General features: G+C 63.3%; 18 protein-coding genes, 1 pseudogene and 1 riboswitch. Of the genes and pseudogenes, 8 read left to right on the top strand and 11 right to left on the bottom strand.

Annotated features, from left to right (window positions below; all coding sequences use genetic code 11):
* Positions 1-92 precede the first annotated feature (92 nt).
* Positions 93-1,001, top strand: coding sequence for a PaaX family transcriptional regulator C-terminal domain-containing protein (locus tag I7X09_RS26370; RefSeq protein WP_200314438.1), 909 nt, complete (start codon positions 93-95; stop codon positions 999-1,001).
* On the opposite strand, the gene I7X09_RS26365 is transcribed toward I7X09_RS26370, so the two are convergent.
* From I7X09_RS26365 to I7X09_RS26330, 8 genes are all read right to left on the bottom strand, one after another.
* The gene (locus I7X09_RS26365; RefSeq protein ID WP_124569017.1) at positions 980-1,594 is read right to left on the bottom strand and encodes a hypothetical protein; all 615 of its coding nucleotides are present in this window, start codon (positions 1,592-1,594) and stop codon (positions 980-982) included. The two genes, I7X09_RS26370 and I7X09_RS26365, sit on opposite strands and share 22 nt — an antisense overlap.
* 210 nt (positions 1,595-1,804) lie before the next feature.
* Entirely contained in the window at positions 1,805-3,130 is a 1,326-nt protein-coding gene (locus I7X09_RS26360) for an aminotransferase class V-fold PLP-dependent enzyme (RefSeq protein WP_095973422.1), read from the bottom strand.
* A 53-nt stretch (positions 3,131-3,183) separates the two neighbouring features.
* Positions 3,184-3,298, bottom strand: a riboswitch (SAM riboswitch).
* A 60-nt stretch (positions 3,299-3,358) separates the two neighbouring features.
* Positions 3,359-4,894: a PucR family transcriptional regulator gene (locus I7X09_RS26355; protein ID WP_200314436.1), complete on the bottom strand. Its 1,536-nt coding sequence runs from the start codon at positions 4,892-4,894 to the stop codon at positions 3,359-3,361.
* A complete protein-coding gene (locus tag I7X09_RS26350) occupies positions 4,891-5,949 on the bottom strand; it encodes a DUF917 domain-containing protein (RefSeq protein ID WP_200314434.1) in 1,059 nt (352 codons plus the stop codon). Before I7X09_RS26350 ends, I7X09_RS26355 begins: the two co-directional genes overlap by 4 nt.
* Positions 5,950-5,955: 6 nt before the next feature.
* Positions 5,956-7,080 (bottom strand): DUF917 domain-containing protein, encoded by a 1,125-nt coding sequence (locus I7X09_RS26345; RefSeq protein WP_200314433.1) that lies wholly within the window; start codon positions 7,078-7,080, stop codon positions 5,956-5,958.
* Positions 7,077-8,657 (bottom strand): hydantoinase/oxoprolinase N-terminal domain-containing protein, encoded by a 1,581-nt coding sequence (locus tag I7X09_RS26340; RefSeq protein ID WP_200314431.1) that lies wholly within the window; start codon positions 8,655-8,657, stop codon positions 7,077-7,079. The genes I7X09_RS26345 and I7X09_RS26340 overlap by 4 nt, the downstream gene beginning before the upstream one ends.
* 27 nt (positions 8,658-8,684) lie before the next feature.
* On the bottom strand, positions 8,685-10,052 hold the full coding sequence (locus I7X09_RS26335; RefSeq protein WP_200314429.1) for a purine-cytosine permease family protein: 1,368 nt from the start codon (positions 10,050-10,052) through the stop codon (positions 8,685-8,687).
* A 165-nt stretch (positions 10,053-10,217) separates the two neighbouring features.
* A complete protein-coding gene (locus I7X09_RS26330) occupies positions 10,218-10,949 on the bottom strand; it encodes an SDR family oxidoreductase (protein ID WP_095973428.1) in 732 nt (243 codons plus the stop codon).
* A 297-nt stretch (positions 10,950-11,246) separates the two neighbouring features.
* Between I7X09_RS26330 and I7X09_RS26325 the strand changes: the two genes are divergently transcribed.
* Complete coding sequence (locus I7X09_RS26325; RefSeq protein WP_003941170.1) at positions 11,247-11,387, top strand: hypothetical protein; 141 nt, start codon at positions 11,247-11,249, stop codon at positions 11,385-11,387.
* Here I7X09_RS26325 and I7X09_RS26320 read toward each other — a convergent pair.
* Positions 11,375-11,692 (bottom strand): hypothetical protein, encoded by a 318-nt coding sequence (locus tag I7X09_RS26320; RefSeq protein WP_442800579.1) that lies wholly within the window; start codon positions 11,690-11,692, stop codon positions 11,375-11,377. The two genes, I7X09_RS26325 and I7X09_RS26320, sit on opposite strands and share 13 nt — an antisense overlap.
* 48 nt (positions 11,693-11,740) lie before the next feature.
* Between I7X09_RS26320 and I7X09_RS26315 the strand changes: the two genes are divergently transcribed.
* The 6 genes and pseudogenes from I7X09_RS26315 to I7X09_RS26290 all read left to right on the top strand — a co-directional run bounded on the left by I7X09_RS26315 (position 11,741) and on the right by I7X09_RS26290 (position 22,272).
* Positions 11,741-12,148 (top strand): hypothetical protein, encoded by a 408-nt coding sequence (locus I7X09_RS26315; RefSeq protein ID WP_200314425.1) that lies wholly within the window; start codon positions 11,741-11,743, stop codon positions 12,146-12,148.
* 424 nt (positions 12,149-12,572) lie between these two features.
* Positions 12,573-14,426: pseudogene (locus I7X09_RS26310) on the top strand (BCCT family transporter).
* 122 nt (positions 14,427-14,548) lie between these two features.
* Complete coding sequence (locus I7X09_RS26305) at positions 14,549-18,442, top strand: Pls/PosA family non-ribosomal peptide synthetase (RefSeq protein WP_200318095.1); 3,894 nt, start codon at positions 14,549-14,551, stop codon at positions 18,440-18,442.
* An 11-nt stretch (positions 18,443-18,453) separates the two neighbouring features.
* Entirely contained in the window at positions 18,454-19,755 is a 1,302-nt protein-coding gene (locus I7X09_RS26300) for a M1 family metallopeptidase (RefSeq protein ID WP_200318097.1), read from the top strand.
* 418 nt (positions 19,756-20,173) lie between these two features.
* Complete coding sequence (locus I7X09_RS26295) at positions 20,174-20,689, top strand: DUF1449 family protein (protein ID WP_095973435.1); 516 nt, start codon at positions 20,174-20,176, stop codon at positions 20,687-20,689.
* 11 nt (positions 20,690-20,700) lie between these two features.
* Positions 20,701-22,272, top strand: a complete 1,572-nt coding sequence (locus tag I7X09_RS26290; RefSeq protein ID WP_200314423.1) for a flotillin family protein — start codon at positions 20,701-20,703, stop codon at positions 22,270-22,272.
* 47 nt (positions 22,273-22,319) lie between these two features.
* Here the strand turns inward: I7X09_RS26290 and I7X09_RS26285 are convergent, their stop codons facing one another.
* Positions 22,320-23,594, bottom strand: a complete 1,275-nt coding sequence (locus I7X09_RS26285; protein WP_200314421.1) for an MFS transporter — start codon at positions 23,592-23,594, stop codon at positions 22,320-22,322.
* On the bottom strand, positions 23,594-24,238 hold the full coding sequence (locus I7X09_RS26280; protein WP_095973438.1) for a GntR family transcriptional regulator: 645 nt from the start codon (positions 24,236-24,238) through the stop codon (positions 23,594-23,596). The genes I7X09_RS26285 and I7X09_RS26280 overlap by 1 nt, the downstream gene beginning before the upstream one ends.
* Positions 24,239-24,245: the final 7 nt, after the last annotated feature.

The raw sequence follows: 24,245 nt of genomic DNA, 5'->3' as shown, positions 1-24,245 counted from the left end.
GGCCACTCTTCCTCTCACTCACCGATCCCACTGCCATCTTCCCGCCTAACGTACGAATTTGAAACGATCGTATTGCATTCGATAGTACAGTTATGGGCGAAGATGTCGAGAGGCAAGGAAAGGACACGGCAATGACGGACAGGGACGTCGATGTGCCCACGAGGATCTTGATCGAGGGTCTACTGCGCACGGACGGAACTGTCGACGGGCGCACCCTCTATGCCACCGCCGACGCCCTCGACAAAACAGATCAACAGGTTCGGCTGTGCATCAAGCGGTTGGTCACCGAGGGGAAGTTCACTCAGGAAGGTCGCGGGCGGCAGGCCACGCTACGAGCAACGCCGAAAGCCGTGCGCGAGATGGAACCCGACGTCGAATTCGTTCGACTGGCCTATCAACAAGATCGCAACACTGCGACACCGTGGGACGGGTATTGGCATCTGGTCGGATTCGCAATTCCGGAGTCGTCACGGAAAGCACGAGATGCGCTGCGCACCAGGGTCGTATACCTCGGCGGCGCGCTCGTCCAGGGCGGTCTGTACGTCTCGCCGCACGCCTGGGAACCGTACGTTCTCGATGCGGCCGCCGAACTCGACGTCGAACAGCACCTGTCTTCTCTCACCACTCGGGATCTGAAAGTGGGCAGGCTCGAAGATCCCGTGAAAATTGCCGCACAGTTGTGGCCGCTGGACGAGATCGCAGCCGGATACGAACGGTTGCTCGACGTAGCGTCTGTGCGCCTGGAGAAACTGCAGAACACTCCGGGCACCGATGCTGTCACGGTGACCATCGAACTCGCGGCGGAATTCACGCGAGCTATGGAGCCGGACCCTCTGCTGCCGCCGGAACTGCTGCCCACCAACTGGATCGGCACGCGGGCGCGCTTCGTCACGGCACAGTGCTGGGCGCTTCTGGCACAGGTGGACGGTGCAGACGAATTACCGTCGCTGTTCCACCTGTACGCAGATGCGATCGGTGATCAGGACGCGAGCGTGCGCTGACGGGGCGGCAGTCCGAAACGGCCGAGCACTTCGTCGACTGCGGTGGACGGTGTGACAAGTCCGCGATCCTGGAGCCACGGAATGGTGCTGTCCACCAGATGTTCGAGTGTGCGGGGCAAGGCGAGGGGGAGCAACGTAACGCCGTCGGCGACCTCGGCAGCTCGGATATCGGCGATCAAACTGCCGAGCCCGGAGGGTGTTCCGACATAGTGAAGCGAAACCGGGACCCGCGGAGCAGTCAACGCACTGTCCAACTGTGCAAGCTCTTTTCGGGCGGAGCGAGCTTCCGGTGCGATCAGAATCTCGAGATCGACCAGCACTGCGACACTGTCGGGATCGCGGCCTTCTTCGGCGACAGCAGCACGGATCCGGGCGCGTTCGAGCTGCGCCTCACGCAGATCCGCAGCGCGAATCCGAACCACATTGGTAGGGAATGAAGCCAAATCGAGAGCCCTGTCGCTCTCGGTGAGGTCCACCCAGTAGTCGCCGCCGATGATCGGCAGGTTTCCTGGTGCGCCCTCAGCGGCCGGATGGTGACCGGATCCGGTCAACTCGACCGCCACGTGCAGAGAATGCGAAGCGAGTGAAGACATGTGTGACCTCCGAAAATCAGAAAAGTGTGGGATGAGCGAGACGAATCGTCAGCTCGAACACATTCCTGACGAGGTACGGCACAGATCGACATGACGACGGCACCACTGACCGAGAGTGATGCTCACTCTCGAAGGGGTGGCGGGAAAATCCGCTGGTGCCATGGCTGCCATGCTAGTTGTCCATTCGAGTTTTCGGGGACCGAGCTCAGCTCAGACGCACTCGGCTGCGCCGGCGTTGTCGTCGGCAGCTCCGAGGAAGGGGCGGGTCTCGGGCACGGGGTTCCACGCTCCGGCCGTCTTCGCGTACTTCCAATCACGCTGATTCGAAACCAGGATGTTCACGGCGTCGACCAAGCGCGTCACGTCGTCCGAACTGCTACCGAGCCCGAGGCTGGCGCGGACGGCGCCGCCGGAGAGACCGAGGCGCGCGAGAACCGGGTGTGCGCAGAAGCGACCGTCGCGAACTCCGATGCCGTGTTCTGCGGACAGGAATGCGGCGATCTCGCCGGCTTCGAATCCGTCGACGGTGAAGGTGACGATTCCGACGGCGTCCGGTGCGTCGTTCCACAGTCGCACCAACGAGACTCCCTCGATGGCGGACAATCCGTCGGTGAGCTGCGCGGTGAGTGCCTTCTCGTGCTCGGCGATGACGTCGAAGTCCAGGGCGTGCAGGGTTTCGCATGCGGTCGCGATTGCTGCCGCACCGAGCACGTTGGGGGAACCGGCCTCATGACGTGCAGGCGCGCAAGCCCATTCGGTGGACTCGACGGTCACCTCACGCACGGCGCCTCCGCCGGCGAGGTAGGGCTGAGCTTCGTCGAGCCAGTCACGGCGTCCGACCAGTACGCCGGCGCCGAACGGCGCGTAGAGCTTGTGGCCCGAGAACGCCACGTAGTCGACGCCGCATTCCTGCAGGTCGATGCGACGATGGGGAGCCAATTGAGCAGCGTCGACGAGAATACGTGCGCCGCAACGGTGCGCGATGTCGGCCAAGCGTGCAATCGGCAGGATCTCGCCGGTCACGTTGGAGGCGCCGGTGATTGCGAGCAGCGCAGCAGGCTTGGTGCACAGTTCACCGATCAGACGCTCGATCGTCTCTTCGATGGTGTCTGCAGCGGTGACGATACGAGCGTCGTTCCACGGCAACAGGTTTGCGTGATGCTCGACGTCGAGGACAACGGTGCTGCCGGGGACGCACTGGGCCAGCAAGTTGAGCGAATCGGTGGTGTTCCGGGTGAAGACGACGACCTGATCGTCGGCACAGTTCACGAAACGGGCAACGGATTCACGAGCGTTCTCGTAGGTGAGCGTGGAGATCCGGGACGCGTAGCCGGCACCGCGGTGAACACTGGCGTACGTCGGCAACAACTCGGCGATACGGTCGGTGACCTGGGCCAATGCCGGCGCGCTCGCGGCGTAGTCGAAGTTGGCGTAGGAGCATTCGCCGCCCTGAACCAGCGGAACCTGCAGGTCTGCACCCGAAACCTTGGCGATCGGAGCGGTGCAGCAGGTGTCGGCACTCAATACAGCAGTCATCGAAGACAATCCTCACGTTCAAGGACTCGTTCGTCGGGAGATGGCCCCGGAAGAGTCCGCGCTTGCCGCATTCGTTTTCGAACGCAGCCGGGTCGTCACCCGGAGCACCCCACCGCGGAGGAGGGTTGCCGACCAGCAAGCCGGGGCTGAACACTGGTACTCGTGACCTGGCAACGAGGATGGCAGGAACCTCCCGTGCTTGTCAAGACGAAGCTGGGAAGACCGCCGTCACGGCGCGATCGTCCGACAGGCGAGGTGGAGCGCAAGCCTGGTTTCCGGATCGGTCAAATCCACCGAGAGAAGTCGCTGAATTCGATCGATGCGACTCGATACGGTGTTGCGGTGCAAGCCCATTCGAGTGGCGGTATGAGCCAGAGACGATTCTTCGTCGAGGTACGTCGAGAGCGTCTCCAGCAACTCCCCACTCGCATCTCGTAGCGGCGCGAGCAGTGCCGCGGCCGCGGGCTGAAACGTGTCGGTTCGCGTCCACGCCAGTAGCAACTGCGCCAACCCCAGCCGGTCCACGTGCAGGAATCGGCCCGTTTGCGACCGGGAACCGGCGAGCCGAGCGGCATCCCCCGCCTCCGACAGAGACGCTCCGATTCCGGCTGGCCCATCGTGCGCGCGTCCCACTCCCACCCATGTCTCCATGGTGGGCCCCAATCGGGCTTGACCTGCACGAATACTCTCGGCAATCCTGGTGATCGCCTCCGGACGCGGCTCACCTGGCAGAGTCGTCCACGCCGCCCAGCCGTCAGCCTGTTCGACGACAGTGGCGTCGATTCCCTCGGCGGCGAGGGCGTCTGCAACTTCACTGCGCCTGGCGACCAGGTCGACCTCACCCACCGCCAGGACTTTGATGCCGATGTGCCATCCGTCCAGCACCCAACCCGCGTCGAGTGCGCGCCGGAGCAGTCCGGGTGTGGCGTCTGCGGACGTGTCGATCAGTTCACCGAGCAACGCGCTGCGCCGGCGCGCTTCACGCTCGTCGACCATGCGTGCAACGGCCAGGCGGTGCCCGACAGCCAACGAGGCCACGTCGAGAACCACTGAGAGAGAAGCCTCTTCGACGCTCTGTCGCACCGGAAGCAGTACAGCCAGCCAGGGCTCTCTGGCCGCGCCGGACGTCACCGGGCACGCGATCAGGACCCCACCGGAGTCCAACTCGACGGTGGTCGGTGCCCCACGACCCGACAACGTACCCGCGCCTGCACGATCAGCCTCTGACAAGAGCTCAGCGCCCGTCAGCGGACGTCCGGACGAGTCCAGGAGAATGAACGAACGCTGAAAGGTGTTCAGTAACACCGACAGAAGATTCTCGACGCTTCCGCCGGCTCGTTGGCCCGCGTGTGTCGCCCGCAGTACTGCGTCAGCCATCACCGCACGCGAATTCGAGAGAAGATCACGAAGATCCACGCTGAACTGCCAAGGGTCGGAGACGCCGAGCACCACCAGTCCGAGCCGATCCGCGAGCAACGAGAGACTCACATCCTCGGCCGCAGTGCTGTGAACAGCGACTACCTGGCACCCGGTCGCTGCCGTGCGTCGAAGGAGCGCATCGAATCTCCACTCCCCCACATCGATTCGATCGAGAATCACCAGAACCGATCCCGAACCCGCCGCACCCGACACTGCCTCCGCCGACTGTGCCGATTCGCCGGTGAGTGCCCCCACTGTCGTGACGACGGGGTCGCCCTCGCCCGCGAGTCGATACAACCCGACAAAGACCGGGTTGTTCAGCAACGCCGAAACACTCGCGCTCATCGCGCCTCCATCAGCACCGCGTCATGGTCGATTCCGAACGCCCGCGGGCCGACAATCTTCAATCTGCCCACCTCGTCCGCCCACCACGGTGGGCCGGGCAGGACCAAGACAGCTACATCCTGACCCTCGTGCACGGATTCACACGAGACGAAGGCACCGGTCCGGACGTCGAGCAGCGTCACGATGTCCGGGCATGTTGCGATCATCTCGCCATCCAACGCGACGGTCAGGAATTCACTCTCGAATTCGACTCGCATCACCGCAGAATCGTGTTCGAGAATCACGTTGCCTCGACGATCGTCTGCGCCCGGGCGGCTACGACGCACCGCACACACTCGGCCTGTCCCCAGCACCCGCGCTCCGGCGCTTCCGGCGATCTCCTGCCAACTGCCGGGCGCACCGATATGCTGCCCCAGTTCGTGCGCTCGGGAGAGAGTTCCCGGAATACAGGCCTCCCGCACGGTCCGCGCATCGATCGACGCGATCGCCAGAGCGCCCCAACCGCTGGTTCGCCCGATCAGAGAGCGCACTGCTACCTCGGCGCCCAGCACATCCACTCCGTCAATAACGGTGATCAGGCCGCCTGGCTGGGCGAGGGTGACCGGGCACAATTCCAATCCGGCTGCGGCGAGAGAGAAGTGATCGAGCCGCGGCATCGCCCGACCGAGCAGGTCCGCGTCGACGACGGGAACTCCCAACGCCAGCGCCGCCGCAATGCCGGAAAGAGCGTTGAGTCCACCGCCTTCGAACGTCATCACTGCGGTCGGACGCTTCCCGGTCCACCGAGTCAAAGCTGCTGCAGTATCGGAAAACTCACGCCCGGATGGCAATTGCTCCTCCAAAGCCAGAGCCGATCCGACGATTCCCACCGGCATGACCAGTGCCCCGTCGGGCAACTTCTCCGGCGCGATGACCTCTACCGAAGTGGACGCAATGAGTGGACGAAGCATCTCCACGAACAGGCGTGGATCGCCGCCCCCGCCGCAGCCCAAGACCACCGCCCCCGCTGCGATCGCGTCGAGGTCGGCCTCCCGGACCGCGTGCAGGCTGCTCACGGCTCGTTATTCTGCCAGCACGGGTTGCTCGAGCGTCTCCACCGGCCGGAACGGCCGATCGAGTCCGAAACTCGCCGGACCGAAGACCGCCAGTGCCTCGGGTGTTCTCATGATGGGTGGAGTCGCGATCCCGATGACCGCGACGCGCTGCCCGTACCGCAAGCCCTCGGTGGTGATGGGTTCGGCAGTGTCGGCCTCGACGATGCAGATCAAGTCAGGCACGATGGCCACCAGCACTCCGGAATGCAGTACTCCGGAATGCAGGGCGATCAGATTCTCGTTCTGGAACTGGACTTCCAGCTCTTCGTCTCCGACGCCGGCGATCCGCACCGAACCCCGAGCGAACCCCTCATCGGTTCGCCGGTCGACATCGATCACCTTGCCGTGAAAGAGAACTCGCCCGTATCCGTAGAGCGTGTCGGACAGACTGTCCACCAGTGCCTGGACGGGGTCCACCCGCTGCTCACGCGAAAGCCTGATGGACCGACCGATGGTCAGGGCCAATGACAGAGTTCGTGGGATAGCCGTGCGCTTCACATCTGCACCCGTCATCGAGTACTGAGCGATGTGCGCCATCCCCCCGAACCTCGACGTCACCCCGCGGGCGAGACCTTCCAATCTGCTGTTGTCGCTGCCGGTGTCGAAGATCGCCACCTCGTCGTGCTCGTTCGCCATGGCGAGCGGGCTGGCCGAAATCCCGTACACCGAAAAGGTTTCCATTTCGAGCTGAGGAAATGCCCGTCCCATCCCGTCGGCATCGATAACCGGAAGTCCGCGCCGTGCGGCCACCAGCAACGGGATCATCGAATTGATTCCCCCGCACTCCATCGGCATCGTCGCATCCGCGGTTCGCCCCGAGTGCCGCTCCAATGTGATCAGTGCCAGCTCGGGTTCCGTTCCGCGCGGCATTTTCTCGACCACAACGGTCGGTGCACCCATCTGCGCGACGGGGATCACCCACGCGTCGTCGTCGAGTTCCTCCGGATCCAGAATCGTGATCTCACCGGCTTCACCGAGCGCCTGCGCGACCAGCATCTTGCCGACAAACGGATCTCCACCGCCGCCGGTGCCCAACAGAGCTGCGCCCCTGGCGAGGTCGTCGAGGTCTGCCGTTCGTAGTGTCCAACTCATCGTGAGCCCTCCTGACCGGTGGAGACCAGACCACTGTGCAGTGCCAGGTCACCGACTGCCTTCACTCGAATACGTGTTGCGTTGCCCGGCAGGTACGGAATCGGGACCTCGTCGAACTCCACGATCTGCACGGACTCGGGTCGTGCGCCTGCGGCCACCGCCCGATCGATCGCCTCTTGACGGGCGTCGTCGGCAAGAACGTGACGGTGACCGTCCCGCACCGCTTCGACACGATCGACTTCACCACTGACCTGCGCGATGGCGGCGCCGATCGCGTTGGCGACGTCGAAACGCTCAGGGCGAATCACCGTGCCCAGGCCGGGAAGTTCACGCTCCAGCAATACCGATCCGCCCCCGACCGCCACTACCGGTAGCGGATCCGACGTGGTTCGCATCTGCTCCACGGCGTCGGCGACTCTCCGCGAGATCCGTTCGAGCGCCGTCGACACCAGGCCGCGGTCGAGGTGCGCCACCGCATGGCGATCACCAACGTCGGCCAAACCTGCCGCGACGGCGATGTCGGTGGCCGTCAACGTGTCTCCGCCGAAGACGAGTGCCCGTGAACCCAATTCATATCCCACCGATCCGGGCCCCACTGTGAGTCCGTCTGCATCCACCAACGAACCACCGCCGATGCCGATCGAGAACACATCCGGCATACGGAAATTGGTCCGCACCCCGGCCACGGTCACCTCGGTGGTTGCTTCTCGCGGAAAACCGTTGGTCAGTACACCGACGTCCGTGGTGGTTCCGCCGATGTCGATCACCGCACAGCTCGCCAGACCGGACAGCACAGCGGCACCGCGCATGGAGTTGGTCGGTCCCGACGCGAAAGTTGCTACCGGATAACGCCTTGCGTACTCGATGTCCATCAAGGTGCCGTCGTTCTGGCTCAGATACAGCGGTGCGACGATGCCGTGCTCGACCAATGAACGGGCGAGTCCGTCGACGATGTGATCGGCGAGCTCGCGCAGAGCAGCATTGATGATGGTCGCGTTCTCGCGTTGAAGCAGACCCACTCGACCGATCTCGTGCGAGAGCGAAATTGCGACGTCCGGTCCGAGTTCCTCTCGGATGATTTCAGCGGCAGCAACCTCGCATTCGAGATTGACCGGAGAGAACACCGAAGATATTGCGACCGAACGAGTACCACTGCGAGCCATATCGGCAGCATGGCGACGAATCTCGTCGGGATCCAGCGGCGAGATACGACGACCGTCGAACTCGTGCCCACCGTGAGCGAGGTAGTGCCTTCCCTGCACAGCGGAGACCAGGTCTCGCGGCCACCCCACCATCGGGGGCAGCGCGGCAGTCGCCGGAAGTCCCAGTCGCAGCGCCGCGGTGGGAGCAAGCCCGCGCTGCTCGATGAGAGCATTGAGAAAGTGCGTCGTACCGATCATCACTGCTTGAACAGCATTGGGAGAGAACGAGTACTGCTGCTGCAGCGCCGTCAGCGCTCCGCCGATTCCGCCGGTGATGTCCTTGCTGGTCGAGTGTTTGACATGCCCGATGACGGTGGTCCCGTCCATCAGGACTGCGTCGGTGTTGGTGCCGCCGACGTCGATTCCGATTCGCATCGCGAACTCCTTTCTACAGTTGTAGTGCTAGTGCGTGAGTGCAGACGAGCCCGAAGGCTTCTGCGGCGCTTCGGTTGCGGTGCGTCCGACTCCGCGAATCAGGCCGAGTCGACCCGCGACGACATAGAGAACAAATGCCGAGGCCACCGCGTTGATGGATGGCAGTCCGAAGGTGCTGTAATGACCGATCAGCGCCGAGACTATCCAGATCACCAGCGTGGCCGGTACCCAGGTGGGTGCCGAACTCGGTAGGGTGCCGGCGGTGCGACTCTCGTCCAGATCCTTGCGCCAGGTCTTGACGATGAAGTATTCCGCCACCATGATCCCGGCAATGGGCGGGAAGCCTACGCCCAACAGGATCAGGAAGTCGGTGAACGAGTTCAGGATTCCGGCGGCGGCGAGGACCGAACCGGTGACGCCGACAACTGCCGTGACAACGGCGCGGTTGATCCTTCGACCGAACACGACGTCGATGAAGTTCACGATGCCGAGACCCGAACTGTAGAGGTTCCAGTCGTTGATCTTGAAGGTGCCGAGAACGATGATCAGAACGCCGACCCAGCCGACCGACGAGAGAATGATCGTGGCGATGTCGGAGCTGCGAACGGCATGCGCGAGAAGTACGCCGGTCAGCCCGATCACGTATTCACCCAACGTGATTCCGACGAGCGTCTGCTTCACGACGTCGCCTGCCGTGCGATTGAAGCGCGTCATGTCGGGTGTGATCACCGCGCCGGCTATGAAACCGCCTGCGACGATGGTGGTTCCCGCAAGAAAGCTGAGCTCCGGCCCGGCCGGAGCAGATGTCATCAGATCCGACAGCGAGTGATTACGTAGTTCGGATATGACGGCCCATCCCACCAGGATCAGGAACAGCGGAACGGTGATGTTGGCGATCAGCTGCATGGAGCCGAACCCGCGCAGGACTATTGCAGTGATCAGGAGACCGAAAGCCAAAGCCCACGCCCATTGCGGCAGGAACGGCATGATCCCGTGCAACCCTGATGCAGAGACGGCCGATTGGATGCCGAACCAGCCGATCAGGCTGACCCCGATCACCAGTCCGATCACCGCCGAGCCTGCATGACCGAACCCGCACCAGCGCGCGACCACCGACGTGTTGAGCCCCTCACGAACTCCGATGATTCCGATGAAGATACAGACGACTTCGAGTATCACCGCGCCGACTGTCAATGCCCAGAAGGCATTCCAGAACGTCATACCGTAACCGAGCGTCGCACCGAGCAGGAACTGCGCGAGTGCCGACACCTGACCGAATCGCTGTACTGCCACCGAAAACCACGAATACCGTGCTTCGTCGGGTACGCGGGTGAGCGCGTAGTCGTCACCGTCGGACACCTCGCCGCCGCCGGCGGTTGTCGATGCTTTGTTCATGACGGACTCCTCGAATAGTTGGGAAGTGTTCTCGGAGAAGACGGTACGAATGTGTCCGGGGTCACGCCTATGGGCGAATCGACGTTTCTTCGTGTTACGACAATGCATTTCGCACAGTCTCGATTTCACGCAGTCGCGATTCCACAGTCGTCATGTGGCACGGGTCTAGCGCAGCGCGTACCCGCCGTCGGGGTAGAGGGTGGAACCCGTTGTGTACGTGTTGGTGAAGAGATAGAACACTGCTTGTGCGATCTCGTCTTCGTTCCCGACGCGGCCGAGGACGTTGTTCTCTGCACTCCACGTGAAGGCCGCCTCCCGAACCTCTGCCGGGCGCTGAGCCCAGAGATGCCCGTCGATGGTTCCGGGCGCGACGGTGTTGACGCGAATCGGCGACAGCTCGACCGCCAACCCGCGTCCGAGCCCCTCGATTGCCGCATTGGCTGCCACATACGCCGCAGCGGCCGCGGGTGGCCGCACACTGGCAGCGCCGGACATGAGGACCACCGACGCGGTAGGGGTCAGTTTGTCGAGTGCAGCGTGCACGACGCGGTACTGCCCCCAGAACTTCGATGTGAACGGCGACGCCGCATCCTCGACACTCTGTTCACGAAATGAGCCGACCTGGTAATCGGCAGCCGTGGTGAAGAGCGCGTCGACGCTGGGGATGTTGGTGAAGAACGCTTTCACCGAGTCGTCGTCCGAGGTGTCGACGGTGAACCAGTGTGCGGCTTCACCCAGCTGCGAGGCCGCTGCTTCGAGTTTGGATGCGGTTCGGCCACCGAGCACAACCTGCGCGCCGGCGTCGACGGCAAGCTGCGCCACTCGCAGCCCGATACCCGTTCCGCCGCCGATCAGGACGACGGTCTTGCCTGAAAGAAGAGAAAGTGTAGTTGTCATGCAGTGACTGTAGAAGCCGCTAAAACGACCCGATATGTGCAGAATGCACCGATTTCACGACCACACGGGGCAAAGTGCCCAGAATCAGTTGGTCCAGCGTCCTGGTGGAGGTTCAGCAGACGTGTCGTCAGCGAGCGGAAGCGGTTGGTCGCCGAGAAATGCCTCCAACAGCCCTCGACGACGTTTGCTGCGTCGACGTTGCCATCGCATCTGCTCCCGTTCGAGTTCGCTTGTAACAAAACAACTCCCACAGCCGAAAACATCGGTGAACCGCAACAGCGAAGGGAAGTAACGAATATGGGATCAGCAGACGTAATGGCCTGGCTCGCCGAGGGTTACCTCGCCGGCGATCCGATTCGCTATCCGCTCTATGTCGGATCGATGTTCCTGGCAATGCCGTTCCAGCTGATCGGCGTAATTCTGGGTCACCCCTTCTGAATCGTCACATCAGGCCAGGGCGGTCGACGTAGAACGGCCAGAGTCGCGATCACGGCGGCCGCCAACCCGATGAACTCCCCCATCAGAGCCGCCCGGGTGTGATCGGCAGCCGGTGACCACGACGGCTCACCCTCGTGGATCGAGAACACCCCCACTGGCACCGGTATGAGGTCTCCGCGCCACCGCCGATGCAGACGCGAAACCGTGATGATCGTCGTTCCGTCGCTGGTCTGGTGCGGTTCTCCGAAGATCGTCGAGACCCCTGATTCCCCTCGAAATCGCTCCACCGCATCACGAATCTCCATGATCTCCATCGTCGCACCGAAACAGCACCCCTGTGCGAGTCTCGATCGATGGCCGAGTGGTGGAATCCGAGCAGGCGTGTTGAGCGATGGTGGCAGACGATCACGCTGGCTTGGCTGCTCGTTTTCTGCGGCCCAAGCGCCATCGACAAAGTCATCACGGAACCCACAGCTTGGAATTGGGTATGGTTCGCGATCTGGCTTTTCGCGACGGTCGGATTTGCCTTCGGCACCGTCCAAGCCTGGCGAACCAGGAACAATCCGCAGCCGGCGTGGCAGGGCGGGACAACTGCCCCCTCCGAAGTACCCACCGACGACGTCCGCAATGCACTCGCGTCGACTGACGACCGCATTCCGGCAATCAAGGCACTACGCGAACTACATCCGGGCTTGGGCCTGAAGGATGCGATGGATCTGATCGACGCCCAACGAGGCGAACAGGGCCCGCAGCACGGATAGTTGCGACCATCACAATCACAGTTAGGTATCGGCTCTCGCTGCCGGGATCGAGCGAGCACGCCAGGAGTTAACCACCTGACAGACAGGCTGTTTCGCCGAGTTTGACAGATGCGATCAATCGGTGAGCGTCGACGCGACCGATTCAGCTCACCGTACCAATCGAATTCGTCTTTCGGCGTTCCACGAACAGCCCAATCCGACTATTGTTCAACGATTTACAACAGAATCAGCGTCTACCCACGACAATTTTCGCGACAGTGCAGCATCATTCGCTCAGTTGAGTTTGACCGAACCTTGGCGTTACGTTGAATTTCAAAGCAATAGCCCGGTCTTGACTGCGATGGTGTGAGCCAAACGCCCACCTACGCGTGACACGTGGCCGCCCTGACGGGCGCTGTGAATGCCTGAACGTTCGAGGAGTGGAATGACTGCGGTCAAAACTGCGTGGCGTGAACTACGGAAACCCGTGTTCATTCCCGCGTCGATAGTGATCTTTGCCCTGATCGCCTTTGCCGTGATCTACGCGGGAACCGCCGCGGATGCTTTCGAAACACTCAACAACGTGATCAGCGACGGCGTCGGCTGGTGGTACATCCTCTCCGCGACCGGATTCGTGATTTTTGCTCTCTACTGCGGAATCAGCCGTATCGGCAACATCCGATTGGGACGCGACGACTAGCAGCCCGAGTTCGGAATGCTCTCGTGGTTCGCGATGCTCTTCAGCGCAGGCATGGGTATCGGCCTCGTGTTCTACGGGGTAGCAGAACCGCTTTCGCACTACGTGACTCCTCCCGTCGCCGGGCAGATCGCCGGATCCACGGATGCCGCGGCCAATCAAGCAATGGAACTGACGCTGTTCCACTGGGGCCTGCATGCATGGGCGATCTACGTCGTCGTCGGTCTGGGTCTGGCGTACATGACCTACCGCAAGGGTCGTCCACTGTCGATCCGTTGGCTGCTCGAGCCACTCCTCGGACGCGCTCGCATCGAAGGAAAGATCGGCCATGCCATCGACGTCGTCGCCATCGTCGGCACGTTGTTCGGCGTCGCTACGTCGCTGGGATTCGGTGTCCAGCAGATCTCGGCCGGCCTCGACTACCTCGGCTGGGTGGAGACCGACAACTGGTTGGTCATCACCATCATCGTCATCGTGACGGGCATGGCCACCTTCTCGGTGGTCTCCGGCGTCACCAAGGGCCTCAAGTGGCTCTCCAACATCAACATGATGCTCGCTGCAGCGCTGGCCCTGTTCGTCCTGATTCTGGGACCGACACTGTTCCTCATGCAGTCGTGGGTGCAGAACCTCGGCGGATACGTCCAAGCCTTGCCCGAGCTGATGCTGCGCACGTCCCCGTTCGCCGAGGACGGCTGGCAGGGCGCATGGACCATCTTCTACTGGGGTTGGTGGATGAGCTGGGCACCGTTCGTCGGCATGTTCATCGCGCGCATCTCACGCGGCCGCACCATCCGCGAATTCGTCTTCGGCGTGCTGCTCGCCCCCACGCTGGTCGGTTCGCTGTGGTTCACGATCTTCGGTAACTCCGGCATCCTGCGTCAGCGCAACGAGGGCACGATGCTCGACGCATCCGGCGCCGTGGACACCAACACGTCTCTGTTCACGCTTCTCGACGGACTTCCGCTCGGAACGATTTCGAGTGTCCTCGCGATCGTCGTGATCGTGTTCTTCTTCGTCACGTCCGCGGATTCCGGCTCGATCGTCATCGACATCCTCGCGACGGGTGGCAGCCTGGAGACGTCCAAGATCACGCGCGTCTACTGGACGTTCCTGTCGGGCGCCGCCGCCGCGGTTCTCCTCATCGTGGGTGGCAGTGGATCGCTGACCGCGCTGCAGACCGTTGCCATCGCCACCGCTGTGCCGTTCTCGGTCATCATGGTGCTCGCGTGCCTGTCGATGCTGAAGGCGTTCCGGTACGAGGTCGCTTCGGCACCGCGCTACCTGCGAGTTTCGACCAATACCCCGGCGTCGACCGACGTTCCACAGCCCACCGAGAAGCGGCTCCGCGATCTGAAGATCTCGTCGACCTTCGCCGGTCTGACCCCGTCGCAAAACGGGATCACGACGGAACCCTCCGACGCCCACATGCTCGTCGCGGTGCACGAAGTTCCCGCCCATGCGGTCAACATCGACCCGGACACCGGCGCCGTCGACTTCTCCGAGGATTCGAAGGTCGTCGATCCGCTGGGCGGAGAGGTGTTCGACACACCCGAGTTCGCCGACTCGGCAGAAGGCCACGCGCAAGCTGCCAGTACGGACTGACCGGCACGTTCGGCATGTTGCATTAGGCATATCTGTTCACCAACTCGCAAACTTGTCATGAGACTTTCAACTCGACAGTTCGCAGGACTCTAAGTTTCGTGAGTAGAACAGGACCAACGGGTTTGCCACTCCAGTCGCAGTCGGAGACGGAACAGTCTTTCGGGATTCCGTCCGTATTCCTACGGTCGGCGCATGCACCTGCGCCGCGCACGCTCATCGACATCGTGCGGGCCTCAGCCGAGGCCAACCCGGAAGCACCTGCCATCGACGACGGCGACACCACACTGTCGTACTCGGAGTTGCTCGACGAGATCGAGCTCGGCGCACGCTGGCTCGGTGATGCCGGCGTCGGCGCAGGTGACCGCGTCGGAATCAGGATGCCATCAGGTTCACGGTCGCTGTACGTGGCGATCCTGTCGATCCTCGCGGCGGGCGCAGCGTACGTGCCCGTCGACGCCGACGATCCGGAAGAGCGCGCCGAGTTGGTCTTCGGTGAAGCGCAGGTAGCGGCGATCATCACCGGCGACGGTATCCAGCCGGGGACGGCGCCGAAGCGGCTCGAACATCCGCCGGTTCGCGAACCCGAACCCGACGACGACGCCTGGATCATCTTCACCTCCGGGTCTACCGGCACCCCCAAGGGCGTCGCGGTCACGCATCTCAATGCCGCGGCGTTCGTCGACGCCGAGGCGCGCATGTTCCTCCAGGACGAGCCCATCGGACCTGGTGATCGCGTCCTCGCGGGACTGTCCGTGGCATTCGACGCGTCCTGCGAGGAGATGTGGCTCGCGTGGCGTCACGGCGCCTGCCTCGTTCCGGCGCCTCGTTCCCTGGTCCGCAGCGGCATGGACCTCGGCCCGTGGCTGGTCTCGCGTGACGTCAGCATCGTCTCCACCGTGCCGACCCTTGCCTCGCTGTGGCCGGCCGAAGCTCTCGAAGCCGTTCGGCTCCTGATCTTCGGTGGCGAAGCCTGCCCACCCGAGCTGGCCGAGCGCCTCGCCGTCGAGGGCCGCGAGGTCTGGAACACATACGGGCCCACCGAGGCGACCGTCGTCGCCTGCGGCGCACTGATGGACGGCAAGAGCCCCGTCAGCATCGGACTCCCCCTCGACGGTTGGGACCTTGCCGTCGTCGACGCGCAGAGCAATCCCGTCGCAGTCGGTGAGGTGGGCGAGCTGGTGATCGGTGGCGTCGGCCTGGCCCGTTACCTGGATCCCGCGAAGGACGCCGAGAAGTACGCGTCGATGCCCTCGCTCGGGTGGGAACGCGCCTACCGAAGCGGCGACCTGGTCCGGCTCGAGACCACCGGCCTGATGTTCCAGGGCCGCGCGGACGATCAGGTCAAGCTCGGCGGCCGGCGCATCGAACTCGGTGAGGTCGACAACGCCTTGCAGAACCTGCCGGGCGTCAGCGGCGCTGCCGCCGCCGTGAAGAAGACGGCTGCCGGCAATCAACTCCTCGTCGGGTACATCGCGAGCACGGATCCCGACTTCGACCTCAAGGCAGCTCACGCTCTGCTCAGCGAGCAGCTACCCGCGGCCCTCGTGCCGCGTCTGGCGTTGATGGACGAACTTCCGACGCGCACATCGGGCAAAGTCGACCGCAACGCGTTGCCCTGGCCGTTGCCCGGTGCCGGTGAGGACGCCGGGGCCGCGTTGGGGCTCGACGGCACCGCTGCCTGGGTTGCCGGTCTGTGGGGTTCGATCCTGGGCGCGCAGATCACCGGACTCGACGACGACTTCTTCGAAGTGGGCGGCGGATCCCTCTCCGCTGCTCAGTTGGTGACCGCCCTACGCGAGCGGTTCCCCGAAGTGACCGTCGCACAGCTCTACGACCATCCACGGTTGGGGTCGCTCGCCGAATATCTGGACGAATTGGCGCCCACCGCAACTGTGGAGCCCCGGATCGTCGCTCCCACACCGTTGAAGACTCAGCTGGCGCAGATCGCCGTCACCGTTCCGCTCACGACGCTCACCGGACTGCAGTGGGTGACGTGGCTGGCGATCGCGAACAACGTCCTCGGCTGGTTCGTCGACGTCAGCTGGGCTCCCACCGTCTCGTGGTGGTGGATCCTGTTGGCGTTCATCGTGTTCATCACGCCGATCGGGCGCATGACCATCGCCGTCGTCGGAGCGCGCCTGCTCCTGCGCAAACTCGAACCGGGTACGTACCCGCGAGGAGGTAGCGAGCATCTGCGCCTGTGGGTCGCGCTGCGGCTCACCGAAGCCAGTGGCGCAGCCAATCTTTCGGGTGCTCCGTGGATGCTCTACTACGCACGTGCCCTCGGCGCCGATATCGGCAGCGGCGTCGATCTCCACACGCTTCCCCCGATCACCGGCATGCTCGAACTCGGTGACGGCTGCTCCGTCGAACCCGAAGTCGACCTCTCCGGCCACTGGATCGACGGCGACGTCATTCACATCGGCGAGATCAAGATCGGCGACGGCGCCTCCGTCGGTTCACGCTCGACACTTCTGCCCGGCGCGCGTATCGGTCGGGACGCCGTCGTCGAACCCGGATCTGCGGTGTTCGGTCGGGTGAAGGCCAACCAGCAATGGGCCGGATCCCCCGCCACCAAGATCGGGAAAGCGAATCATCCGTGGCCTGCAGAACATCCGAAGCGCGCACCCGGCTGGGTACCGGTATACGGCGTCACCTCGGTCTTCCTGGCCGGAATGCCGATCTTCGCTCTGATGGCGGGAATCGCGTTGATCGGTTGGTGGATTCGCGACACCGACACGCTCGCGAGTGCCATGCTCCAATCGCTGATCATGCTTCCGGTCGCGACCATACTGAGTTTGCTCGTCTTCGCAGTCATCACACTGGTGGCCGTTCGTCTTCTCTCGATCGGGCTGACCCCCGGTTACCACCCTGTCCGCAGCCGCATCGGCTGGCAGGTGTGGGCGACCGAACGCCTGCTCGACTCGGCCAGAACCTTCCTCTTCCCGCTCTACGCGAGCCTGCTGACGCCGGGATGGCTCCGCCTCCTCGGCGCCAAGATCGGCAAGAACGTCGAAGCATCCACCGTGCTCCTCCTTCCCAAGTTCACGACGGTCGCCGACGGCGCATTCCTCGCCGACGACACCATGGTTGCGAGCTACGGCCTCGGCGGCGGCTGGATGCACATCGAACAGGCGAAGATCGGCAAGCGCGCGTTCCTCGGCAACTCCGGTATGACCGCACCTGGTCGACGCGTCCCCAAGAACGGTCTGGTGGCGGTTCTGTCGGCTACCCCGTCCAAGGCGAAGTCCGGGTCATCGTGGCTGGGTAGTCCACCGGTACGACTGAGAAGGGCTGCCGGGGACACCGACGCCGCCCGTACGTTCAATCCGCCGATGCGCCTCAAGATCGCCCGCGGAGTGGTCGAAACCTGCCGACTGCTCCCCGTGATGGTCACGTTCGGCATCGGTCTCGGTGTTCTGTTCGCCCTCGAAGCACTGGTCGGTGCAGTCGGATTCTGGTTCGCTGCGCTGCTGAGCGGGGTAGTTCTGCTCGTCGCCGGAGCAGTGGCGGGCGCGATCACCATCGCCGCCAAGTGGATCGTCGTCGGACGCATCGCCAAGGTCGAGCATCCGCTGTGGAGTTCGTTCGTCTGGCGCAACGAGGTAGCCGACGCATTCGTCGAGACCGTCGCAGCGCCGTGGTTCGCGCGGGCGGCGACTGGTACCGCCGTACTGAACATCTTCCTACGTGGGCTCGGGGCAAAGATCGGCAAGGGCGTTTGGTGTGAGTCGTACTGGCTACCCGAGGCAGATCTTGTGACTTTGGGCGACGGAGCAACGGTGGAACGGGGGTGCGTCGTGCAAACTCACCTCTTCCATGATCGGATCATGTCCATGGATACCGTCACCCTGGGAGCAGGAGCAACGCTGGGACCACACTGTGTCGCGCTACCCGCAGCCGGCATCGGCGCGGGAGCGACGGTAGGGCCTGCATCTCTGGTGATGCGAGGTGACACCGTTCCGCCCTCCACCCGCTGGCAGGGCAATCCGATTGCGCCGTGGGTGGCGTCGTGAAGCCGAACAGAATGCTCGAGGAGCCGATCGATCCGTACCTGCCACACAACGGCAACCGCGGTTACCGCGTGTCTCGGTACGAACTGGAACTGACCTACAAGGTCTTCAGCAACCGGCTCGCCGGCAAAGCTGTCATCACCGCAGTCACCACCGAGAGCAGATCCAAGTTCAGCTTCGACCTCGCACAGAACCTGCAGGTGTCGAAGGTGTCGGTCAACGGTGCCCGCGGCACGAAGTACGCGCACCAGAACAACAAGCTGATCGTCACGCCGTCCGCCAAGATCCCCGCCGGCGGCGCATTGTCGGTCACCATCGCCTACAACGGCAATCCCGAGCCGATCAGGAGTCTGTGGGGCGAAGTCGGCTGGGAGGAACTCGACGAAGGAATCCTGGTCGCAAGTCAGCCCAACGGCGCGGCGTCCTGGTTCCCGTGCGACGACCACCCGATTTCCAAAGCGTCGTACCGCATTTCGATCACCACCGATTCACCGTTCTACGCTCTCGCCAACGGCAAGCTGATCCGCAAGCAGACCCGCGCGAGTCAGACGACGTGGGTCTACGAGCAGACCGAACCGATGGCAACCTACCTGGCCACCATTCAGATCGGCCAGTACGAGCATCGGCAGGTGAGCGCCGGCCCGGTGCCGGTCTTCGCCGTTCACCCGCCGCGGCTACGCGCAGCGTTCGACATCGATTTCGGACGTCAGCCACAAATGTTGGAAGTCTTCGGAAAACTGTTCGGCCCGTATCCTTTTGCCGACTACACGGCTGTCGTCACCGACGACGAGCTCGAAATCCCCATCGAAGCGCAGGGGCTCTCGATCTTCGGAGCCAACCATTGCACAGGTAGGCGCGGCTCCGAACGTCTTGTCGCGCACGAGCTTGCCCACCAGTGGTTCGGTAACAGTCTCACTCTCGGACAATGGTGCGACATCTGGCTACACGAAGGCTTTGCCTGTTACGCGGAGTGGATCTGGTCCGAGAATTCCGGTGGCCCGTCCTCTGACCAACTGGCCGCCAACGCCTATCAGGGACTCCGGCGGAAACCCCAGTTCTTGATCATCGGCAATCCCGGGCCTGCCCACATGTTCGATGATCGAATCTACAAGCGGGGCGCGTTGACTCTGCACGCCCTGCGCGGCGTTCTCGGAGACGAGAAGTTCTTCGAACTGATCCGCCAGTGGACCACGAAGCATCGACACAGCACGGTCAGTACCGAGCAATTCACCGATCTCGCTTCACGTTTCACCGATACTCCACTGCGGCCTCTGTGGGACGCTTGGCTGAATCAACGCCTGTTACCGCGGATGTGACGTACTGGATTTTGACGAACAGGCTTCGACGAACGGACCTCGACGCACGCCGCCCGATGATCTGAAACAGTCGGGCGGTGTGCATGTACGGCCAGCACGCCGTCGGCTACCGGCGCCATCACGGTAGGCAGTGCGCCGATCCCTTCGGAAGATCCAGCACTTCGCTGTTCACGAAGTCCTTCGATGCACTCACCCCAGCGGCATCGGCACGACCTGACGCAATGTCGAGCATCGCCGGGCAACAGTCGACCGGCGTGACCTGATTTCCGTTCCGCAACGAGCCGCTGCACACCACGCCGAAACATTCCGAATGCGCCGATTAGCTTTGTCTTACCTTTACTATATAGATGGGCCGAGGGACGACCCCGACGACAAAAACTTCAGGGCGCGCTTCCTCGACAGGTAGATCGGGGGATCGATGTTCGTTGTATTCACAATATGTTTCGTGATCGGAGTTGTCGCTCTGATCGGAGCCTTTGCCGTCGGCGAGGTTGCAGATCTGGGCGGCGGCCACGCAGACGGGCTGCCATTTCTGAGCCTGACAACGTTGGCCACAGCACTTTTCGGCTTCGGCGCCGGCGGCGTTGCTGCCACTCTCGCGGACGCTCCGACGTTGGCAACAGTGACTGCAGCACTCGCACTCGCCGCCGTTCTCGTTGTCGTCACACGCGGCCTTCTCCTTCCCTATCTCCTTGAACAACAAGATAATTCGCACATCGGGCGAGCTTCATACTCCGGGCTGTTGGGCACGGTCACCCTCACCATCGCAGCCGAAGGTTGGGGAGAAGTCTCGTTCGTCGACGCCGAAGGCAATCGCGTGCAGGCCAAGGCCGTCAGTGCACAGCCGATCGCGCTCACCACCGGCACCACCGTCTACATCGCCGATGTAGACGATCAATACCTTCACGTCGTCACGGTTGACGACGCGATCTAAGGACTCGATACATGCTGCCAATCATCATCATTGCGGTTGTAGTCGCGGTAATCATCTTCATCGTTCTCCCCGCGATCTACGTGAAGAACTACGTCAAGGTCCCGCCGAACGAAGTGGCGGTCTTCACCGGTCGAGGCAAGCCGAAAGTGGTACGCGGCGGTGCCCGGTTCAAGATTCCCGGCATCGAACGCGTCGACATCATGTCGCTCGAGCCGTTCAACGTCAGCATCAACCTCAAGAACGCGCTCTCCAACGACGGTGTTCCGGTCAACGTCGAAGCAGTCGGATTGGTACGGATCGGCTCCGCTGACGAAGCGGTTCAGACTGCCGTGCAACGATTCCTGACCTCCGACCTCGACGAACTCCAGCAGCAGATCAACGAAATCCTCGCAGGTAGCCTGCGCGGAATCACCGCAACCATGACCGTCGAGGACCTGAACTCCAACCGCGACTCCCTCGCCCGCAGTGTTGTCGAGGAGGCCGGCGGCGACCTCGCCCGCATCGGCATGGAAGTCGATGTCATCAAGATCGCGGGAATCTCCGACTTCAACGGGTATCTCGAATCGCTCGGTCAGCGTCGAATCGCCGAGGTCAAGCGTGACGCCGCGATCGGAACCGCTGAAGCCGAACGTGATTCGCAGATCCAGTCGGCAAAGGCGCGCCAGGCCGGGTCCGTCGCACAGGCCGAAGCCGACACCGCGATCGCGAGTGCGAATCAGAAGCGCGACGTCGAACTCGCTCGTCTGCGAGCACAGACCGAAGCCGAGAACGCCGAAGCCGACCAGGCCGGACCTCTCGCGCAGGCAACAGCGGAGAAGGCCGTCGGCATCGCACGTGAGCAGGCCGAGGCGGCCCGCGTCGAAGCTCGCACCGAGGTCGAGCGTCGACGCGCCCAGCAATCGGAAGCCGCATTGCAGGCAGACGTCATCGCGCCGGCCGAGGCCGAACGGCAAGCTTCCATCGCACGCGCAGAGGGCGAGCGACAGGCTGCGATCCTCCGCGCCCAGGCACAGGCAGAGTCCGCGAGGCAGGCCGGTGGCGCTCAGGCTGATGCACGAAAGCTCGTCGCCGACGCCGTTCGCTCCGAGCAGCAGGCTGACGCAGACGGTCTGCGAGCACGTCTGGAAGCCGAAGCTGACGGCCGCAAGGTAGCGGCCGACGCAGTTCGCGCCGAGCAGCAAGCCGAGGCAGATGGTTTGCGCGCCAAACTCGAAGCGGAGGCTGCGGGTAAGCGTCAGATCGCCGAGGCACTCAACTCCTACACCCCGCAGGCCGCGCAGTTGCTCACTCTGCCTGACGTTCTGGCGGCGCTGGTCGACGCCACCGCGGCGGCAGCGAAGCCGGTCGGCGACATCGATCGCATCTCCATCGTCGGGGGAAGTGACGGGGCGCAGGGTTCGATCGGCTCGATCCTGGGCATCAGCCCCCAGGTGATTGCCGGCGTCATCGAAACTCTGGAGAGCTCAGGCGTCGATATCACCGGATTGCTCAACGGCCTGAACAAGACCGCATCGGTTCCGGCTGGTACGACACACAGTTCGGTTCACAGTTCTGAGAACGGGTCCGCAACTGTAGACGCGTGATTGATCCCGGTCCGCCGACTCTCACCGGAGTCGGCGGGCCGGCGGCATCAGACAGCCGGAAGATGCGAACGTGACTTGAAGAGGATCAGCACCAGGCAAGCAGCCGCGGCAACGGATCCGAACAGGAGCGTCACCGTATAGCTCAGCGCCGGAATGCTTTCCGACAGCATCGCCAGCAGTGCCGGCACGGCAAATCCGATATAGGTGATCGAGTAGAACACTGCCGTCAGCCCTGCCAGATCATCCGGCCCCGCAATTCGCTGGATCTCCAGCAATCCGGACACCAATGCCATGCCGTACCCACAGCCGAGAATCGCTGCAGCGACGATCGCAACCGCCACGGTCAGCGTCGACGCGACCAGAGCGGCAGCCGCCATACCGACCACCAGAAACACCAGCGCCACCAGAGCGCCCCGCGCGCTGCGGTCGGTATCGATCTTGCGCCCCAATGACTGAATCGCGAACCCGCACGTCAGCGCGACCATGCACAGCAGAGCCGAAAAGGCCACGGGCGCATCGCCACTGTGCCCGGTCATCAGCGATGGAATCACTGCATACGCGACACTGGCAGCACCGAACACCCACGGGGCCAAGGGAACAACGACGTAGAGGAATCTGCGATGGCCTGCCGAGGGGATCTTGAGGTCGTCGATCAACCTGCGTCGCTCGGATTTCTCCTGCGCCGGCCGGGTTTCAGGCGCACGCCACAGCGCCACGCCCGCAGCCACGGTGATCACGATGTGCAGCACGTACGCCAACGCACTCGGCATGGGCGCCCACTGCGCCAAGATTCCCGCAGCACCCGCACCCAAAGCGAAGCCGGCGGTCAGACTCATCGCCGCTCGCCGGGCGCCCGCACCTTCCGACGCCGCCGAATCCCAGGGCTGCGTGGACAACTCCTTCACCCACGAACCGCCGACGGCCATTCCGATCCCCAAGGCGATTCCGCAGAGGATCCTTCCCAGAATCAGGACGGCGGCGGAGTCGGCGCCGAAAGCGAGGAGCGTCGAGCCGGCGATCGCGATGATCGGCGCCGGAAGCATGATCGGGCGTCGGCCCAATCGATCGGACAGCGGTCCGCCGAGCAGGAGAGCCGGCACGATCCCGACCACGTAGGCGAAAAGGAAGAAGTCGACCATCACCGGCGAATAGCCGTGGTCGAGTCGGTACATCACCAGCAGTGGCGTGAACTCGTTACCACCCCACGCTGCAGCGAACATGCTGGCGGCGACGGTCAGCCACAGCCATTTTCCGCCGTCGGCGCGTGCACTGTCGAGACGAGGTTCGGCCGCGGTCCCAGCGCCCATCGTTTGGGTGCTCATCACAGAGTTCCTTCGAAGCCGAGTCCATGCACCTGGCGCATGTGCGTGAGTACGGCAGTGTTGTATCCGTCGGCATCGCCTGTTTCGACAAGGTCGGTCAGCGCGGTGTGATCGACAAGGATGCGAGAGAGTTGGCCGGGGTCGCGTGAGATCGACCGCGCTGTCATCCGCCGTTGCCTGTCGCGCAGACTCGCGTAGAACGAGTCGAGCAGTGGGTTCCCACCGGCGGCAACGATCATCTTGTGAAAATCCGCATCGATCGCGCTGAACGCGGCGACGTCCCCGCGATCAGCAATCTCACGTTGCTCGATCAGGTTCGCGCGCAACGCTGCGACAAGCGCTTCGCGTGCGTGGGGTCGGACCGACACCACTCGAACACTCTGAGTCTCGACGAGTTGCCTGGCACTGACCACATGTTCCGCCTCCCCGTCCGCGACCGGGACGATCAACGCCCCCTTCTTCGGGTAGAGGCGCATCCAGCCTTCCGCTTCCAGTCGCAGAAATGCCTCACGCACCGGCGTTCGGCTCACATTGGTCCGTGCGGCGATGTCACCCTCACTGATCAACTCCCCTCCGGCGAGCTCGCCGGACAGGATCAGTTCCTTGACTTCGCGGAAGACGGTTTCGGAAGCGGAATACAACATAGACACA

The sequence above is a fragment of the Rhodococcus sp. P-2 genome (assembly GCF_016598535.1).
Classification (GTDB): domain Bacteria; phylum Actinomycetota; class Actinomycetes; order Mycobacteriales; family Mycobacteriaceae; genus Rhodococcus_F; species Rhodococcus_F baikonurensis.
This window is presented reverse-complemented; position numbering and strand designations above follow the sequence as displayed.